Source organism: Variovorax paradoxus (assembly GCF_902712855.1).
GTDB classification, from domain to species: Bacteria; Pseudomonadota; Gammaproteobacteria; order Burkholderiales; family Burkholderiaceae_C; genus Variovorax; species Variovorax paradoxus_Q.
In genome coordinates this window covers 4,276,377-4,294,816 of sequence record NZ_LR743507.1, presented here as the reverse complement: position 1 = coordinate 4,294,816, position 18,440 = coordinate 4,276,377, and the positions used below count along the sequence as shown (strand labels likewise).

Here is an 18,440-nt window from a genome sequence, read left to right as displayed (position 1 = left end):
TTGCATGCCGCAAGGCGCACGGTGGGCGCAGTTCCAGCGCTCACCGCAAGTCAAACATCCCGGAACAAGGAAATCAACATGATCGCAGCCTCCATCAAGGCCGAAGTCGTCAAGGACAACGCCCGCGCCGCCAACGACACCGGCAGCCCCGAAGTGCAAGTTGCACTGCTGACCGCCCGTATCAACGAGCTCACCCCCCACTTCAAGACCCACGCCAAGGACCACCATGGCCGCCGCGGCCTGCTGCGCATGGTGAGCCGCCGCCGCAAGCTCCTCGACTACCTCAAGTCCAAGGACGCCGACCGTTACACCGCGCTGATCGCCAAGCTGGGTCTGCGCAAGTAAACCGAATCGCATGAAAAAACGCCTGGGTTAGTCCGCTAGCTCAGGCGTTTTTTACTTCGCGATCCACTTTTCGGAGTGCCCAAACAGAGCGAAGCTGTGTCATTCCAATGAAGTTCGATCGATCTTCACTGGAATGGCATCGTGTTCTGAGAAGCCTCCGGCCCCTGCGGATCCTGAGTGGTTCGCTATCAAAACAGGAGCAAACATGAGCCTTTTCAACAAAGTCACCAAGTCATTCCAATGGGGTGACAAGACCGTCGTCATGGAAACGGGCGAGATCGCCCGCCAGGCCAGCGGCGCCGTTCTCGTCGACATCGACGGCACCGTTATCCTCGCGACCGTCGTCGCTTCCAAGAACGCCAAGCCGGGCCAGGACTTCTTCCCGCTGACCGTCGACTACATCGAGAAGACCTACGCCGCAGGCAAGATCCCTGGCAGCTTCTTCAAGCGCGAGGCCAAGCCCAGCGAACACGAAACGCTGACCAGCCGCCTGATCGACCGCCCGATCCGTCCGCTGTTCCCCGAAGGCTTCCTGAACGAAGTGCACGTGGTCATCCACACCATCTCGCTCAACCCCGAAGTCGATGCCGACATCGCAGCCATGATCGGCGTGAGCGCTGCACTGTCGATCTCCGGCGTGCCATTCAACGGCCCGATCGGTGCCGCCCGCGTGGGCTACATCAACGGCCAGTATGTGCTGAATCCGGGGCAGACCGCCCGCAAGGATTCGCAGATGGACCTCGTTGTCGCCGGCACGCAAGCCGCCGTGCTGATGGTCGAATCCGAAGCCCTGCAACTCAGCGAAGAAATCATGCTGGGCGGCGTGGTGTTCGGCCACGAACAGGCCAACATCGCCATCGATGCGATCCATGACCTCGTGCGCGACGCCGGCAAGCCGGTGTGGGACTGGAAGGTTCCGGCCGAAGACGAAGCCTTCGTTGCCAAGGTCAAGGGCCTCGCCGAAGACAAGCTGCGCGCCGTCTACCAGATCCGCAGCAAGCAGGCCCGCACGCAAGCCCTGCGCGAAGCCAACGCCAGCGTCCTCGAGGCCCTGAAGGCCGAAGGTGCCGACTTCGACAGCGGCAAGGTCAGCGACCTGCTGTTCGCCATCGAATCGAAGATCGTGCGCAGCCAGATCCTGTCGGGCGAACCCCGCATCGACGGCCGCGACACGCGCACCGTGCGCCCGATCGAAATCCGCAACTCGGTGCTGCCCCGCACCCACGGCTCGGCCCTGTTCACGCGCGGCGAAACCCAGGCGCTGGTGATCACCACGCTGGGTACCGAGCGCGACGCGCAGCGCATCGACGCGCTGGCCGGCGAATACGAAGACCGCTTCCTGTTCCACTACAACATGCCTCCCTTCGCCACCGGCGAAGTGGGCCGCATGGGCTCGACCAAGCGCCGCGAAATCGGTCACGGCCGCCTGGCCAAGCGCGCGCTCGTCGCCGTGCTGCCGAACAAGGAAGAGTTCCCGTACACGGTTCGCGTGGTTTCCGAGATCACCGAGTCGAACGGTTCGTCGTCGATGGCTTCGGTCTGCGGCGGCTGCCTGTCCATGATGGACGCCGGCGTGCCCATGAAGGCGCACGTGGCCGGTATCGCCATGGGCCTGATCAAGGAAGACAACCGCTTCGCGGTGCTGACCGACATCCTGGGTGACGAAGATCACCTCGGCGACATGGACTTCAAGGTGGCGGGCACCACCAACGGCATCACCGCGTTGCAGATGGACATCAAGATCCAGGGCATCACCAAGGAGATCATGCAGGTCGCATTGGCGCAGGCCAAGGAAGCGCGCATGCACATCCTGGGCAAGATGCAGGAAGCCATGGGCGAGGCCAAGGCCGAAGTCTCCAGCTTCGCACCGCGCCTGACCACGCTGAAGATCAACCCCGAGAAGATCCGCGACGTGATCGGCAAGGGTGGCGCAGTCATCCGCGGCCTGCAGGAAGAGACCGGCACGACGATCAACATCGACGAAGACGGCACGATCACCATCGCCTCGACCGACCCGGAAAAGGCCGAGATGGCCAAGAAGCGCATCGAGCAGATCACCGCCGAAGTCGAAATCGGCAAGGTGTACGAAGGCCCGGTCACCAAGATCCTGGACTTCGGCGCGCTCATCAACCTGCTGCCGGGCAAGGACGGCCTGCTGCACATCAGCCAGATCGCGCACGAACGCGTCGAGAAGGTGACCGACTATCTGAGCGAAGGCCAGATCGTGAAGGTCAAGGTTCTTGAGACTGACGAGAAGGGCCGCGTCAAGCTGTCGATGAAGGCCCTGACCGAGCGTCCGGCCGGCATGGAGTACAGCGAGCGTCCGCCGCGCGAAGACCGTGGTGACCGCGGCGAGCGCCGTGAACGCGGCGACCGTGGTGATCGCGGTGGCGACCGTGGTGGTGACCGCGGCGAGCGCGCACCGCGCTTCAGCAACGAGCAGCAGCAACAGCCGCGCAACGAGCAGTCGCAGGCCCCGGCCGGCGAGCAGCCGCAAGCCCCGCGCGAGCCTCAGGAGTAAGAAAGGGCGCAGCGGCGGCCGCGGGCCGCCGCTGCTATCTTTTGAACAGCTAGCTTCGCCCCATCTGCGGGCGTTGGAGGCCGAAAGATCATGAAAGCCATTGAAATCACTTCGTACGGTGCCCCCGAGGTGCTGCGCGTTGCGCAACGTCCCGACCCCGTCGCGGGCACGGGCGAGCTGCTGATCCGCGTGGCGGCAAGCGGCGTCAACCGTCCGGACGTGCTGCAGCGCAAAGGTCACTATCCGGTGCCGCCGGGCGCTTCCGACCTGCCGGGCCTCGAGGTGGCGGGCGAGATCGTGTCGGGTGATGCCGCGGCATTGGCCCAGGCGGGCTTCGAGATCGGCGACCGTGTGTGTGCGCTCGTCGCAGGCGGTGGCTATGCGGAACTCTGCGTGGCGCCTGTCCTGCAGTGCCTGCCGGTGCCCAAGGGCTGGAGCGATGTCGATTCGGCTGCTCTGCCCGAGACCTTCTTCACCGTCTGGAGCAACGTGTTCGAGCGCGGCCGCCTGCAAAAGGGCGAGACGCTGCTCATCCAGGGTGGTTCGAGCGGCATCGGCGTCACGGCGATCCAGATTGCCAAGGCGCTCGGCGCGACCGTGATCGTCACGGCCGGCAGCGACGACAAGTGCGAAGCCTGCAGGAAGCTCGGCGCCGACCACGCCATCAACTACCGCACGAGCGACTTCGCCGAAGAGGCCAGGAAACTGACGGGCGGCAAGGGTGTGGACGTGGTGCTCGACATGGTCGCCGGCGACTACGTGGCGCGCGAGATCGAGTGCCTGGCCGAAGACGGCCGGCTGGTGATCATTGCTGTGCAGGGTGGCGTGAAGAGCGAAATCAATGCGGGCCTCGTGTTGCGCAAGCGCCTCACGATCACCGGCTCGACGCTGCGTCCGCGTCCCGTCGCCTTCAAGGGCGCCATCGCCAAGGCGCTGCGGGAGAAGGTCTGGCCGCTGCTTGAGAGCGGCGCAATCAAGCCGGTGATCCACAGCACCTTTGCGGCTGTGGGTGAGCCAAGCGGTGCGGCCCAGGCCCATGCGCTGATGGAATCGAACCAGCACATCGGCAAGATCGTGCTGACGTGGTGAGGACAACGCGATGACAACCAACAAGAAGCTGATCGCCGGCAACTGGAAGATGAACGGAGGCCTGGCCGCCAACGAGGCGCTGGTGAAGGCCTTGCAGCGGGGCCTGGCTGCCAGCCCCGCGGCGTGCGACGTGGCGCTCTGCGCGCCTGCGCCGTACTTCGCGCAGGTGCAGTCGCTGCTGGCGGGTTCGCCTGCAATGGCGCTCGGTGCGCAGGACATCTCTGCGCACCCGCAAGGGGCTTTCACCGGCGAGCAATCGGCCGCGATGCTGAAGGAGTTCGGCGTGCGCTATGCGATCGTCGGTCACTCGGAGCGTCGCCAATACCACGGCGAAACCGACGAAGCGGTGGCTGCAAAGACCGCCGTAGCGCTGGCGAACGGCATCACGCCGATCGTCTGTGTGGGCGAGACGCTGGCGCAGCGCGAAGCAGGGCAGACCGAAGAGGTCGTCAAGCGCCAGTTGGCTGCGGTCATTCATGTGAATGGCCATTGCATCAGCGAAATCGTCGTGGCCTACGAGCCGGTCTGGGCCATCGGCACGGGCAAGACGGCGACACCGGAGCAGGCGCAGGCGGTGCATGCGGTGCTGCGTGCGCAACTGCACCACGCGGCGAGCGAGCATGCGGCGGGCATCAAGATCCTTTATGGCGGCAGCATGAACGCGGCGAATGCCGCGGAGTTGCTGGCGCAGGCCGACATCGACGGTGGCCTGATCGGTGGCGCGTCGCTCAAGGCCCCCGACTTTCTGCAGATCATTTCCGCCGCTGCGCGCTGAATGCGCAACGGCTGTATCACTTAGGAGTAAGAACGAATGAACCTGGTCCTCAATCTATTGGTCGGCGTGCAGATGCTGTCGGCGCTCGCGATGATCGGCCTGATCCTGATCCAGCACGGCAAGGGCGCCGACATGGGCGCAGCCTTCGGCAGCGGTAGCGCGGGCAGCCTGTTCGGCGCCAGCGGCAGTGCAAACTTCCTGTCGCGAACCACCGCGGTGCTTGCCGCCGTGTTCTTCGCGTGCACGTTGCTGCTGGCCTACTTCAGCCATGCGCGTCCTGCAGGCGGTGGCAGCCTTCTCGAGCGTGCGGCAGTGGGTGCTCCGGCTGCGCCGGCAGCTCCTGGTGCAGCCAACGAAATCCCAGGTGCGGCGGCTCCCAGTGCGCCTGCGTCGGCTCCTGCTGCCCCTGTTTCGGGTGCTGGCCAGATTCCTTCGAAGTAATCATCTCGTTTTCATGAGTCACCTGTGAAAAATGGCTTCATTTCAGGGTAAACTCTAAATCTGTTCGGAAAGCCAAATACCTGTTTCAGGTACCTCATGCCATCTGAACAGCAAAAACCGCGGTCGTGGTGAAATTGGTAGACACGCTATCTTGAGGGGGTAGTGGCGAAAGCTGTGCGAGTTCGAGTCTCGCCGACCGCACCAAATCTCATCGGCAGAAAACCTCATCCAGAGGTTCTTCTTGCCGGTGGCAAGCGGTGAAAAACTCTCGATGAATCTCGACTCCTACCTCCCCGTCCTTTTGTTCATTTTGGTCGGAGTCGGCGTAGGCGTCGCACCTCAGGTCATCGGATACATTCTCGGCCCCAATCGGCCCGACGCCGCAAAGAACGCTCCCTACGAGTGTGGCTTTGAAGCCTTCGAGGATGCGCGCATGAAGTTTGACGTGCGCTACTACCTCGTTGCGATTCTCTTCATCCTGTTCGACCTCGAGATTGCCTTTCTCTTTCCGTGGGCCATTGCGCTCAAGGAGATCGGTGCTGTCGGCTTCTGGGCCATGATGATCTTCCTCGCCATCCTCGTCGTGGGTTTTGCCTACGAGTGGAAAAAAGGCGCGCTCGACTGGGAATGACAAGGAAAGCACACGATGGCCATTGAAGGCGTTCTCAAAGAAGGTTTCGTCACGACCACCTATGACTCGGTGGTGAACTGGGCGAAAACCGGATCTCTCTGGCCGATGACTTTCGGTCTCGCATGCTGTGCGGTCGAGATGATGCACGCGGGCGCCGCCCGCTACGACATCGACCGTTTCGGCATGCTGTTTCGGCCCAGTCCGCGTCAGTCCGACCTGATGATCGTGGCTGGCACGCTGTGCAACAAGATGGCTCCCGCTCTGCGCAAGGTCTACGACCAGATGCCTGAGCCGCGGTGGGTGCTCTCGATGGGCTCGTGCGCGAATGGTGGTGGCTACTACCACTACAGCTATTCGGTCGTGCGCGGCTGCGATCGCATCGTGCCGGTCGATGTGTACGTGCCGGGCTGCCCGCCCACTGCGGAAGCATTGCTCTATGGCGTGATCCAGCTGCAGCAGAAGATCCGTCGCACCAACACCATTGCCCGCGCCTGAGAGATTGCCGAAGATGACTGACTTTGCAATTTCGCCGGAAGCTCTGCGTGCCACCGTCGCCGAGACGCTCGGCGTCAAGGCCAGGAGCGTGACCATTGCGCTCGACGAGGTGACCGTGGTGGTGGGGGCTGCCGACTACATCGACGCGGCCTTGCTGCTGCGCGATGCGCCCGGCTGCCGCTTCGAGCAACTGATCGATCTCTGCGGAATGGATTACTCCGATTACCGCGAAGGCGAGTGGCAGGGTGAGCGCTATTGCGTCGTCACGCACTTGCTGTCGGTGAGTCTGAATCAGCGCGTGCGTCTGAAGGTTTTTGCGCCGAACGAAGACCTTCCTGTGGTCGATTCGCTTCAGCCCGTCTGGAATGCCGCGACCTGGTTCGAGCGCGAAGCCTTCGACCTCTACGGCATCGTGTTCGACGGCCATGACGACCTGAGGCGCATCCTGACCGACTACGGCTTCATCGGCCATCCATTTCGCAAGGACTTCCCGGTGTCGGGGCATGTCGAGATGCGTTACGACGAAGAACAGAAGCGCGTGGTCTACCAGCCGGTATCGATCGAGCCGCGCGAAATCACCCCGCGCGTGATCCGCGAAGACAACTACGGCGGCGGTTTGCACTGATATGGCCGAAATCAAGAACTACACACTCAACTTCGGTCCCCAGCATCCTGCGGCGCACGGCGTGCTCCGATTGGTGCTCGAGCTGGACGGCGAAGTGATCCAGCGCGCCGATCCCCACATCGGCCTGCTGCACCGCGCGACCGAGAAGCTTGCCGAATCGCGCACCTTCATCCAGTCGCTGCCTTACATGGACCGTCTCGACTACGTGTCGATGATGAGCAACGAGCACGCGTACTGTCTCGCCATCGAGAAGATGATGGGCTTGGAAGTGCCGCTGCGCGCACAGTACATCCGCGTGATGTTCGCCGAGATCACCCGCCTGCTGAACCACTTGTTGTGGCTCGGCGCGCACGGTCTGGACTGCGGCGCGATGAACATGCTCATCTACTGCTTCCGCGAACGCGAAGACCTGTTCGACATGTACGAGGCCGTGTCCGGTGCTCGCATGCATGCGGCCTACTTCCGTCCGGGTGGCGTCTATCGCGACCTGCCGGACGTGATGCCGCAGTACAAGGTGAGCAAGATCAAGAACGCCAAGGCGATCGAGAAGCTCAACGAAAATCGCCAGGGTTCGCTGCTCGACTTTGTCGACGACTTCTGCAAGCGCTTCCCGAAGATGGTCGACGAGTACGAGACGTTGCTCACCGACAACCGCATCTGGAAGCAGCGCACCGTGGGCATCGGCGTGGTCACGCCGGAGCGCGCGCTGAATCTCGGCTTCACGGGGCCCATGCTGCGCGGCTCAGGCATCGAATGGGACCTGCGCAAAAAGCAGCCCTACGACGTTTACGGCCAGATGCAGTTCGACGTGCCGGTCGGCAAGACCGGCGACTGCTACGACCGCTACCTGGTTCGCGTGGAAGAGATGCGCCAGGCCAATCGGATCATCCAGCAGTGCTCGGCTTGGCTGCGTGCGAATCCCGGCCCGGTTATCACCAGTAACCACAAGGTCGCCGCACCTGCGCGCGAATCGATGAAGGCGAACATGGAGGAGTTGATCCACCATTTCAAGCTCTTCACCGAAGGCTTCCATGTGCCCGAAGGCGAGGCGTATGCCGCCGTCGAGCATCCGAAGGGCGAGTTCGGCATCTATCTGGTGAGCGACGGCGCCAACAAGCCGTACCGCCTGAAGATCCGTGCCCCCGGTTTTCCGCACCTCGCCGCCCTCGACGAAATGTCGCGCGGTCACATGATCGCCGACGCTGTCGCGGTGATCGGCACGATGGACATCGTGTTCGGCGAGATCGACAGGTGAGAAAGAGCGAATGACTTCCTCGACCCACCATGAAACGGCGCCTACGGCGCCTTCTTCCCCTCTGAAGCCGGCGATTCTCGAGCGCTTTGCGCGTGAGGTGGCCAAGTATCCCGAGGCAGGCAAGCAGTCTGCCGTGATGGCCTGTCTGTCGATCGTCCAGCAGGACGAAGGTTATGTCAGCCTGCAGCGCGAGCGCGAGATTGCCGAGTACCTCGGCATGGCGCCCATCGCCGTGCACGAAGTGACGACCTTCTACAACATGTACAACCAGCATCCGGTGGGCAAGTACAAGCTCAACGTGTGCACCAACCTGCCTTGTCAACTGCGTGACGGCGTCACCGCCCTCGTGCATCTCGAGAAGAAGCTCGGCATCAAGATGGGCGAAACCACGGCCGACGGCCTGTTCACGCTCCAGCAGAGCGAGTGCCTGGGCGCGTGCGCCGACTCGCCCGTGATGCTGGTCAACGATCGCACCATGTGCAGTTTCATGAGCAACGAAAAGCTCGACCAGCTCGTCGACGGCCTGCGCGGCGCCACGTCCGCTGGCAAAGGGGAGGCTTCCTGATGTCGCCCGAACAAGTTCTCCAGCAATTCCAGGCAACGGGCGTTCAGACCTGTTTCCATGATCGCCACATCGAGCCGCAGATCTATGCGGGCCTCGACGGCACGAACTGGCGCCTTGCCGACTACGAAGCGCGTGGCGGCTACAAGGCCCTGCGCAAGATCCTGACCGAGGGCCTCACGCCCGACCAGGTGATTGCCGAGGTGAAGGCCTCGGGCCTGCGCGGCCGTGGGGGCGCGGGTTTCCCGACCGGCCTGAAGTGGAGCTTCATGCCCCGCCAGTTCCCGGGCCAGAAGTACCTCGTCTGCAATTCCGACGAGGGCGAACCGGGCACGTGCAAGGACCGCGACATCCTGCAGTTCAATCCGCACATCGTGATCGAAGGCATGGCCATCGCCGCGTATGCGATGGGTATCAGCGTCGGTTACAACTACATCCACGGCGAGATCTTCCAGAGCTACGACCGTTTCGAGGAAGCCCTCGAGGAAGCTCGCGCCGCCGGCTACCTCGGTGACGGCATCATGGGCAGCACGTACAACTTCCAGTTGCACGCAGCCCATGGCTTCGGTGCCTATATCTGCGGTGAGGAAACCGCGCTGCTCGAGTCGCTCGAAGGCAAGAAGGGCCAGCCGCGCTTCAAGCCGCCGTTCCCGGCGAGCTTCGGCCTGTACGGCAAGCCGACCACCATCAACAACACCGAGACCTTCGCGGCGGTGCCCTGGATCATCAACAACGGTGGTCCGGCGTATCTCGAATGCGGCAAGCCGAACAACGGCGGCACCAAGATCTACTCGGTGAGCGGCGACGTCGAACTTCCCGGCAACTACGAAGTGCCGATGGGCACGCCGTTCTCGAAGCTGCTGGAGCTGTGTGGCGGCGTGCGCAAGGGTCGCACGCTGAAGGCGGTGATCCCTGGCGGCTCGTCGTCGCCGGTGCTCCCGGCCGACATCATGATGGCCTGCACCATGGACTACGACTCCATCGCCAAGGCTGGCTCGATGCTCGGTTCGGGTGCGGTGATCGTCATGGACGACAGCCGCTCGATGGTCGAGTCGCTCAAGCGCCTGTCGTACTTCTACATGCACGAGTCCTGCGGCCAGTGCACACCTTGCCGCGAAGGCACGGGCTGGCTCTACCGCGTGGTGGAGCGCATTCACAACGGTCAGGGCAGGGCGACCGACATGGACCTGCTGAACTCCGTGGCCGACAACATCCAGGGCCGCACGATCTGCGCGCTCGGCGACGCTGCGGCCATGCCTGTGCGCGCCATGATCAAGCACTTCCGTCATGAGTTCGAAGCCCTGATCCCGGGCTACGTTCCCAAAGCGCCGGTCCAGGCCTGAGCGCGAGAAACACACATATGGTTGAAATCGAACTCGACGGCAAGAAGGTCGAAGTGACCGAAGGCAGCATGGTGATGCATGCTGCCGACAAGGCGGGCACTTATATCCCGCACTTCTGCTATCACAAGAAGCTCAGCATCGCGGCCAACTGCCGCATGTGCCTCGTGGACGTGGAAAAGGCACCCAAGCCGATGCCGGCCTGCGCCACGCCAGTCACGCAAGGCATGATCGTTCGCACCAAGAGCGAGAAGGCCATCAAGGCGCAGCAGTCGGTCATGGAGTTTCTCCTGATCAACCACCCCCTGGATTGCCCTATCTGCGACCAGGGCGGCGAATGCCAGCTGCAGGACCTGGCGGTGGGGTACGGCGGTTCTTCTTCGCGCTACGAAGAGGAAAAGCGCGTCGTGTTCCACAAGGACGTCGGCCCGCTGATCAGCATGGAAGAAATGAGCCGCTGCATCCATTGCACGCGCTGCGTCCGCTTCGGCCAGGAAGTGGCTGGCGTGATGGAGCTCGGCATGACCCAGCGCGGCGAGCATTCCGAAATCGAGACTTTCCTCGGCGATTCGGTCGACTCCGAACTGTCGGGCAACATGATCGACATCTGCCCGGTCGGCGCGCTCACGAGCAAGCCGTTCCGCTACAGCGCCCGCACGTGGGAGCTGTCGCGCCGCAAATCGGTGAGCCCGCACGACTCCACCGGTGCCAACCTGATCGTCCAGGTCAAGAACAACCGCGTCATGCGCGTGGTGCCGCTCGAGAACGAAGACGTCAACGAATGCTGGATCGCCGACCGTGACCGCTTCTCCTACGAAGCGCTCAACGGACCGGAGCGCCTCACGCAGCCCATGCTCAAGCAGGGCGGCCAATGGCAGCAGGTCGACTGGCAGACGGCGCTCGAGTACGTGGCCAACGGCCTGCGCCAGATCAAGGCCGACCACGGTGCCCAGAGCATCGGCACGCTGGTCAGCCCGCACAGCACGCTGGAAGAGCTGCAGCTTGCCACCATGCTCACGCGTGAGCTCGGCAGCGACAACATCGACTACCGCCTGCGCAATGCCGAGTTCTCGGCGTTCGAAGGCGTGCGCTGGCTCGGTACGTCGATCGCCTCGCTCACGCAAGTGCAGCGCGCGCTCGTCGTCGGCTCGAACCTGCGCAAGGAACACCCGCTGTTCGCGCAACGCATCCGCCAGGCCGTGCGCAAGGGCGCGGCACTGTCGGTGATCACCTCGACCGGCTTGATGGCCGACCGCGATGCCTGGGCCATCGATGTGGCGCAGTCGTCGATCGTCGAAGCCGACCAGTGGGTCGAAGCTCTGGCTGCCGTGGCCGCTGCCATCGGTGAGACCAACGGCGCAACCGCGCCGCTCGCACCCCAGAACGCACCAGGCGAGTCGGCCAAGGCCATCGCCGCGTCGCTGCTGAGTGGCGAGCGCAAGGCCGTGCTGCTCGGCAATGCCGTCGCTCACCACGCTCAGGCCAGCAGCCTGCTGGCGTTGGCGAACTGGATCGGCGCGCAGACCGGTGCCACCGTTGGTTTCCTGACTGAAGCCGCCAACACCGTGGGTGCGCAGATCGTCGGCGCGTTCCCGAAGAACGGCGGCCTCGATGCCGGCCGAATGCTCGCCGCCGGCTCCGGCCTGAAGGCCGTGATGCTGGTGAACACCGAACCGGTGTTCGACTCGGCTGCCGGTGCTGCTGCAGCCGATGTCATCGGCAATGCGCAAATGGTCGTCACGCTGAGCCCCTTCAAGGCCAACCTCGCATTCAGCGACGTGCTGCTCCCCATCGCTCCGTTCACCGAAACGCCGGGTACCTTCGTCAATGCCGAAGGCCGCGTGCAGGGCTTCCATGCCGTCGTGAAGCCGCAGGGTGAGACGCGTCCGGCGTGGAAGGTGCTGCGCGTGCTCGCGAACCTGCTGGGCCTTCCGGGCTTCGCGTTCGAATCGACCGCCGAGGTGCTGGCCACCATCGGCGACAAGGGCGCGGTGCCGGCGGATGCGCTGAACAACGCCACCTCCGCCGCTGTCGTGGCTGCCAACGGTGCCGTCGCGGCGCCGGTTGTCGCGAGCATCTACCAGCTGGATTCGATCGTGCGCCGTGCACCGTCGCTGCAACTGACCGCCGATGCGCGCAATGCGTCGGCAGCATCGAGCATGGCCACGCGCGCCGAGGAGGCACTGGCATGATCGTCGACACCATTCATGGCTTCGGCCAGGGCCTGGTGGCCGCAGGCTGGTGGACCGGCGTGGTCTGGCCGGTGATCTGGACGCTGATCAAGATCATCGTCGTCGTGATTCCGCTGATGCTGGCCGTGGCGTACCTCACGCTGTGGGAACGCAAGGCCATCGGCTTCACGCAGATTCGCATCGGCCCGAACCGCATCGGCCCGCTGGGCCTTCTGCAGCCGATCGCCGACGCGCTCAAGCTGATGACCAAGGAAATCATTCTTCCGACGGTCGCCAACAAGGGCCTGTTCCTGCTGGGCCCGATCATGACCATCATGCCGGCGCTCGCCGCATGGGCCGTGATTCCCTTCGGGCCCGACGTGGCGCTGGCCAACATCAATGCCGGCCTGCTGTTCGTGATGGCCATCACTTCGCTCGAGGTGTATGGCGTGATCATTGCGGGCTGGGCCTCGAACTCGAAGTACGCGTTTCTCGGCGCGCTGCGCGCCTCAGCGCAGATGGTGAGCTACGAAATCGCGATGGGCTTCTGCTTCGTCGTGGTGCTGATGGTCACCGGCAGCCTGAACATGAGCGAGATCGTGAACGTGCAGGGCAAGGGCATGTTCGCCGACATGGGCGTGAGCTTCCTGTCGTGGAACTGGCTGCCGCTGCTGCCGATCTTCGTCGTCTACTTCATCTCGGGTCTGGCGGAAACCAACCGCCACCCGTTCGACGTGGTCGAAGGCGAATCCGAAATCGTGGCCGGCCACATGATCGAGTACTCGGGCATGAGTTTCGCGATGTTCTTCCTGGCCGAATACGCCAACATGTGGCTCGTGTCGATCCTCACCGTGGTGCTGTTCCTCGGTGGATGGCTGCCGCCGTTCGACTTCCTGAGCTTCATCCCCGGCTGGATCTGGCTGGGCGCGAAGACCTTCTGCGTGGTCACCATGTTCCTGTGGGTGCGCTCGACGTTCCCGCGCTTCCGTTATGACCAGATCATGCGTCTGGGCTGGAAGATCTTCATTCCCGTCACCCTCGTGTGGCTGGTCGTGGTCGGTGGCTGGATGCAGACGCCGTTCAACATCTGGAAATAACAGGAAGCGCCAACATGTCTGCTGCGCACACCGCAACGCCGTCCGCGCCGTTCTCGCTCAAGGACTTCCTGAGCAGCTTCATGCTGTTCGAGCTGTTCAAGGGCCTGGCGATCACCGGCAAGTACGCCTTCTCCCGCAAGATCACGGTGCAGTTTCCCGAAGAGAAGACGCCGCTGTCGCCGCGCTTCCGTGGCCTGCATGCGCTGCGCCGCTATGAAAACGGCGAAGAGCGCTGCATCGCATGCAAGCTCTGCGAAGCCGTCTGCCCGGCGCTGGCGATCACCATCGAGTCCGACGTCCGTGACGACGGCTCGCGCCGCACGACGCGCTACGACATCGACCTGACCAAGTGCATCTTCTGCGGCTTCTGCGAAGAAAGCTGCCCGGTCGACTCGATCGTCGAAACGCACATCTTCGAGTACCACGGCGAGAAGCGTGGCGACCTGTACTTCACCAAGGACATGCTCCTTGCCGTGGGCGATCGCTACGAAAACGAAATTGCAGCGAACAAGGCGGCCGACGCCAAGTACCGCTGACTCCGACCAGCCCGAACCCCGTACCAATTCGAATTCCAATGGACGTCAAGACCGGTCTGTTCTATCTGTTTGCCGCGGTGCTGCTGTTCGCAGCGTTCCGCGTCATCACCGCCCGCAACCCCGTGTACGCCGCGTTGTACCTGGTGCTGGCCTTCTTCCAGGCATCGGCCATCTGGCTGCTGCTGCGCGCCGAGTTCCTCGCGATCTCGCTCGTGCTGGTGTATGTCGGCGCCGTGATGGTGCTGTTCCTGTTCGTCGTGATGATGCTGGACATCAACGTCGACAGTTTGCGTGAGGGCTTCTGGAAGCACTTCCCGCTGGCTGCCGGCGTGGGCGCTCTCATTGCGCTCGAAATGGCGGCCGTGCTCATGGGTGGTTTCCGCCTCGGCGAGGCGCCACGCGCCGTTGCCGGTGCAGCGGCCAACACCTCCAACACGCTCGAACTGGGCAAGCTGCTTTACTCCGAATATCTCTACCCGCTGGAAATCGCCGCGGTCATCCTGCTCGTGGCCATCGTGGCCGCCATTGCACTGACGCTGCGCACCCGCAAGGACAGCAAGTACGTCAACCCGGCCGACCAGGTGCGCGTGAAGGCGCGTGACCGCGTGCGCATCGTGCAGATGCCGGCAACGCGTCCGGCCGAACCTGTGGCTGAAGCTGCAGCTGCGGACGCTGCAAAGGAAAACAAGGCATGACGCTCACGCTCGGACACTTTCTTTCGCTCGGCGCGATGCTCTTCGCGCTGTCCGTGATCGGCATCTTCCTGAACCGCAAGAACCTGATCGTTCTGCTGATGGCCATCGAGCTGATGCTGCTCGCCGTCAACATGAACTTCGTGGCCTTCTCGCATTTCCTGGGCGACATGCACGGCCAGATCTTCGTGTTCTTCATTCTGACGGTGGCCGCGGCCGAGTCGGCCATCGGGCTGGCACTGCTGGTTCTGCTGTTCCGCAACAAGTCGAACATCAACGTGGACGAACTCAACTCGCTCAAGGGTTGACAGCAACATGAGCGCAACCCTTTCCGCATCCACCCTGCTGGCCGTGCCGCTGGCGCCCCTGGTCGGCGCCGCCCTGGCGGGCCTGTTCGGCACGAAATTCGGCGGCAACCACATCGGCCGCAAGGTCACGCATTCGCTGACGATTCTCGGCGTGCTGGTCGCCTTCGTCATCTCGGCGATGACGCTCAAGAGCGTGATCGCCGACGGCGCCCGCTTCAACCAGACCATCTACGAATGGATGGTCGTGGGCGGCCTGAAGATGGAAGTCGGCTTCATGGTCGACGGCCTCACCGCGATGATGATGTGCGTCGTGACCTTCGTGTCGCTGATGGTCCACATCTACACCATCGGCTACATGGAAGAAGATGACGGCTACAACCGCTTCTTCGCGTACATCTCGCTGTTCACCTTCTCGATGCTGATGCTCGTCATGAGCAACAACATGCTCCAGCTGTTCTTCGGCTGGGAAGCGGTAGGTCTGGTGTCGTACCTGCTGATCGGCTTCTGGTTCAACAAGCCGACCGCGATCTTCGCGAACATGAAGGCCTTCCTGGTCAACCGTGTGGGCGACTTCGGCTTCATCCTCGGCATCGGCCTTATCGCCGCCTACGCTGGCACGCTGAACTACACCGAAGCCTTCGCCAAGGCGAACACGCTGGCCGGCATCACGTTCCCGGGCACCGAATGGATGCTCATCACGGTGATCTGCATCTGCCTGTTCATCGGCGCGATGGGCAAGAGCGCGCAGTTCCCGCTGCACGTGTGGCTGCCGGACTCGATGGAAGGCCCGACGCCGATCTCGGCGCTGATCCACGCGGCAACGATGGTGACCGCGGGCATCTTCATGGTGGCGCGCATGTCGCCACTGTTCGAGCTGAGCGACACGGCCCTGAGCTTCATCCTCGTGATCGGTGCCATCACCGCGCTGTTCATGGGCTTCCTGGGCATCATCCAGAACGACATCAAGCGCGTGGTCGCGTACTCGACTCTCTCGCAGCTCGGCTACATGACGGTGGCGCTCGGCGCCTCGGCGTACTCGGTCGCGGTGTTCCATCTGATGACGCACGCGTTCTTCAAGGCGCTGCTGTTCCTCGGTGCCGGTTCCGTGATCATCGGCATGCACCACAACCAGGACATCCGCTGGATGGGCGGCGTACGCAAGTACATGCCGATCACCTGGATCACCTCGCTGCTGGGTTCGCTGGCGCTGATTGGCACGCCGTTCTTCTCGGGCTTCTACTCGAAGGACAGCATCATCGAGGCAGTGCACGAAAGCCACCTGTGGGGCGCGAATTTCGCGTACTACGCGGTGCTGGCCGGCGTGTTCATCACGGCGTTCTACTCGTTCCGCATGTACTTCCTGGTCTTCCACGGCAAGGAGCGCTACGACCAGAACCCCGATGCGCACCATGACGATCATGGCCACGACGACCATGGACATGGCCATCACGATCACAAGCCGCACGAATCGCCCCTGGTGGTCTGGCTGCCCCTGGTGTTGCTGGCCATTCCGTCGGTGGTGATCGGCTTCATGACGATCGACCCGATGCTCTACGGCGAGTTCTTCAAGAACGCGATCTTCGTGGACGGTGCGAAGCACCATGCCATGAAGGAACTCGAAGAAGCCTTCCACGGCCCGGTGGCGATGGCGATCCACGGCCTGACGGCTGCGCCGTTCTGGCTGGCACTGGCTGGCGTGGTGCTGTCCTGGTACATGTACATGATCAATCCGGCGCTGCCGGCCGCGATCAAGCGTGCCTGCGGCCCGATCTACCGCCTGCTCGAAAACAAGTACTACATGGACTGGATCAACGAGAACATCATCGCCCGCGGTACGCGTGCGCTCGGTACCGGTCTGTGGAAGGGCGGCGACCAGGCCCTGATCGACGGTGCCGTCGTGAACGGTTCGTGGAAGTTGGTCGGCCGGATTTCGGGTGTGGTGCGCTGGATGCAGTCGGGCTACATCTATCACTACGCCTTCGCGATGCTGCTCGGCATCTTCATCCTGATGACGTACTTCGTCTGGTTCAAACGCTGAGCCTAAGCGCTGGAGAAAAAGAAAAATGGGTTTGTTGAGCCTTGCCATCTGGGTGCCGATCGCATTCGGCGCCGCGCTGCTGGCGTTTGGCCGTGACGAGCACGCCAGGGGCGTCCGCTGGGTCGCGCTCGTCGGTTCCATCGTGAGCTTCCTGGTCACGGTGCCGTTGTTCACGGGTTTCCAGAACGGTACCGCCGCCATGCAGTTCGTCGAGAAGACGAGCTGGATCGCGCGCTTCAACGTCAACTACCACCTCGGGATCGACGGGCTGTCGCTCTGGCTGGTGCTGCTGACGTCGTTCATCACCGTCATCGTCGTGATTTCGGCATGGGAAGTGATCACCGAGCGCGTGAACCAGTACATGGGCGCGTTCCTGATCCTGTCGGGTTTCATGATCGGCGTGTTCGCGTCGCTGGACGGCATCCTGTTCTACGTGTTCTTCGAAGCCACGCTGATCCCGATGTACCTGATCATCGGTATCTGGGGCGGCCCGAACAAGATCTACGCGGCGTTCAAGTTCTTCCTGTACACCTTGCTCGGCTCGCTGCTGATGCTGGTGGCGTTGATCTACCTCTACAACAAGTCGGGCGGCAGCTTCGACATCCTGGCCTGGCACAAGCTGCCGCTGGGTGCGAGCGCGCAGACCTTCCTGTTCTTCGCCTTCTTCGCAGCCTTCGCTGTGAAGGTACCGATGTGGCCGGTGCACACCTGGCTGCCCGACGTGCACGTCGAGGCCCCCACCGGCGGCTCCGCCGTGCTGGCCGCGATCATGCTGAAGCTGGGCGCCTACGGTTTCCTGCGCTTCTCGATGCCGATCGCGCCGGATGCCTCGCACGAATGGGCCTGGCTCATGATCGCGCTGTCGCTGATCGCCGTGATCTACGTGGGCCTCGTGGCGCTGGTGCAGCAGGACATGAAGAAGCTGGTGGCTTACTCGTCGGTCGCCCACATGGGCTTCGTGACGCTCGGCTTCTTCATCTTCAACGAACTCGGCGTGTCCGGCGGCATCGTGCAGATGATTGCCCACGGCTTCGTGTCGGGCGCCATGTTCCTGGGCATCGGCGTGCTGTACGACCGCGTGCACTCGCGTCAGATCGCCGACTACGGCGGCGTGGTCAACACCATGCCCAAGTTCGCCGCGTTCGCGCTGCTGTTCGCCATGGCCAATTGCGGGCTGCCGGGCACCGCAGGTTTCGTGGGCGAGTGGATGGTCATCCTCGGCGCCGTGAAGGCCAACTTCTGGATCGGCCTCGGCGCAGCGACCGCGCTGATCTTCGGTGCGGCCTATACCCTCTGGATGTACAAGCGCGTGTACCTGGGCCCCGTCGGCAACGACCACGTCAAGGAACTCACCGACATCAACGCTCGCGAATTCCTGATGCTGGCGTTGCTGGCCATCGCCGTGCTGTGGATGGGCCTGTTCCCGAAGCCTTTCACCGATGCCATGGATGCGTCGGTGACCGAGCTGCTGCGCCACGTGGCAGTTTCGAAGCTGCCCTCCTGATGCCACGCTGAAGAA

The 18,440-nt window shown here is 63.0% G+C and carries 18 protein-coding genes and 1 tRNA gene; all 19 read left to right on the top strand.

What is annotated here, in order from left to right; all coding sequences use genetic code 11:
• Positions 1–78 precede the first annotated feature (78 nt).
• The 19 genes from rpsO (at position 79) to AACL56_RS19850 (ending at position 18,425) form a co-directional block, all read left to right on the top strand.
• Positions 79–345 (top strand): 30S ribosomal protein S15, encoded by a 267-nt coding sequence (gene rpsO, locus AACL56_RS19940; protein WP_007837783.1) that lies wholly within the window; start codon positions 79–81, stop codon positions 343–345.
• Between the two features lie 205 nt (positions 346–550).
• Positions 551–2,866, top strand: a complete 2,316-nt coding sequence (pnp, locus tag AACL56_RS19935) for a polyribonucleotide nucleotidyltransferase (RefSeq protein ID WP_339091537.1) — start codon at positions 551–553, stop codon at positions 2,864–2,866.
• Between the two features lie 90 nt (positions 2,867–2,956).
• On the top strand, positions 2,957–3,955 hold the full coding sequence (locus AACL56_RS19930; protein WP_339091536.1) for an NAD(P)H-quinone oxidoreductase: 999 nt from the start codon (positions 2,957–2,959) through the stop codon (positions 3,953–3,955).
• A 10-nt stretch (positions 3,956–3,965) separates the two neighbouring features.
• The gene (gene tpiA / locus AACL56_RS19925; protein WP_339091535.1) at positions 3,966–4,730 is read left to right on the top strand and encodes a triose-phosphate isomerase; all 765 of its coding nucleotides are present in this window, start codon (positions 3,966–3,968) and stop codon (positions 4,728–4,730) included.
• A 36-nt stretch (positions 4,731–4,766) separates the two neighbouring features.
• Entirely contained in the window at positions 4,767–5,171 is a 405-nt protein-coding gene (gene secG / locus AACL56_RS19920; protein WP_339091534.1) for a preprotein translocase subunit SecG, read from the top strand.
• 119 nt (positions 5,172–5,290) lie between these two features.
• Positions 5,291–5,375 (top strand) — tRNA-Leu (locus AACL56_RS19915).
• A gap of 67 nt (positions 5,376–5,442) precedes the next feature.
• Entirely contained in the window at positions 5,443–5,802 is a 360-nt protein-coding gene (locus tag AACL56_RS19910) for an NADH-quinone oxidoreductase subunit A (protein WP_012748607.1), read from the top strand.
• 15 nt (positions 5,803–5,817) lie between these two features.
• Positions 5,818–6,297, top strand: a complete 480-nt coding sequence (locus AACL56_RS19905) for a NuoB/complex I 20 kDa subunit family protein (RefSeq protein WP_007837763.1) — start codon at positions 5,818–5,820, stop codon at positions 6,295–6,297.
• A gap of 13 nt (positions 6,298–6,310) precedes the next feature.
• Positions 6,311–6,922, top strand: coding sequence for an NADH-quinone oxidoreductase subunit C (locus AACL56_RS19900; RefSeq protein ID WP_339091533.1), 612 nt, complete (start codon positions 6,311–6,313; stop codon positions 6,920–6,922).
• Position 6,923: 1 nt separating this feature from the next.
• Positions 6,924–8,177, top strand: coding sequence for an NADH-quinone oxidoreductase subunit D (locus AACL56_RS19895; RefSeq protein ID WP_339091532.1), 1,254 nt, complete (start codon positions 6,924–6,926; stop codon positions 8,175–8,177).
• A 10-nt stretch (positions 8,178–8,187) separates the two neighbouring features.
• On the top strand, positions 8,188–8,742 hold the full coding sequence (nuoE, locus tag AACL56_RS19890; protein ID WP_339091531.1) for an NADH-quinone oxidoreductase subunit NuoE: 555 nt from the start codon (positions 8,188–8,190) through the stop codon (positions 8,740–8,742).
• Positions 8,742–10,082 (top strand): NADH-quinone oxidoreductase subunit NuoF, encoded by a 1,341-nt coding sequence (gene nuoF, locus AACL56_RS19885; RefSeq protein ID WP_339091530.1) that lies wholly within the window; start codon positions 8,742–8,744, stop codon positions 10,080–10,082. The genes nuoE and nuoF overlap by 1 nt, the downstream gene beginning before the upstream one ends.
• A 17-nt stretch (positions 10,083–10,099) precedes the next feature.
• Positions 10,100–12,271 carry an NADH-quinone oxidoreductase subunit NuoG gene (nuoG, locus tag AACL56_RS19880; RefSeq protein ID WP_339091529.1) on the top strand — a complete coding sequence of 724 codons (2,172 nt, stop codon included), beginning with the start codon at positions 10,100–10,102 and terminating at the stop codon, positions 12,269–12,271.
• Positions 12,268–13,347, top strand: a complete 1,080-nt coding sequence (gene nuoH, locus AACL56_RS19875) for a complex I subunit 1/NuoH family protein (protein WP_425337031.1) — start codon at positions 12,268–12,270, stop codon at positions 13,345–13,347. The genes nuoG and nuoH overlap by 4 nt, the downstream gene beginning before the upstream one ends.
• A gap of 14 nt (positions 13,348–13,361) precedes the next feature.
• Positions 13,362–13,883: an NADH-quinone oxidoreductase subunit NuoI gene (gene nuoI / locus AACL56_RS19870; protein ID WP_339091528.1), complete on the top strand. Its 522-nt coding sequence runs from the start codon at positions 13,362–13,364 to the stop codon at positions 13,881–13,883.
• Between the two features lie 38 nt (positions 13,884–13,921).
• Positions 13,922–14,578 (top strand): NADH-quinone oxidoreductase subunit J, encoded by a 657-nt coding sequence (locus AACL56_RS19865; protein ID WP_339091527.1) that lies wholly within the window; start codon positions 13,922–13,924, stop codon positions 14,576–14,578.
• Positions 14,575–14,883: an NADH-quinone oxidoreductase subunit NuoK gene (gene nuoK, locus AACL56_RS19860; RefSeq protein WP_019653383.1), complete on the top strand. Its 309-nt coding sequence runs from the start codon at positions 14,575–14,577 to the stop codon at positions 14,881–14,883. The genes AACL56_RS19865 and nuoK overlap by 4 nt, the downstream gene beginning before the upstream one ends.
• Positions 14,884–14,890: 7 nt before the next feature.
• Positions 14,891–16,921 carry an NADH-quinone oxidoreductase subunit L gene (gene nuoL, locus AACL56_RS19855; protein ID WP_339091526.1) on the top strand — a complete coding sequence of 677 codons (2,031 nt, stop codon included), beginning with the start codon at positions 14,891–14,893 and terminating at the stop codon, positions 16,919–16,921.
• Positions 16,922–16,946: 25 nt separating this feature from the next.
• Positions 16,947–18,425, top strand: a complete 1,479-nt coding sequence (locus AACL56_RS19850; RefSeq protein WP_339091525.1) for an NADH-quinone oxidoreductase subunit M — start codon at positions 16,947–16,949, stop codon at positions 18,423–18,425.
• Positions 18,426–18,440: the final 15 nt, after the last annotated feature.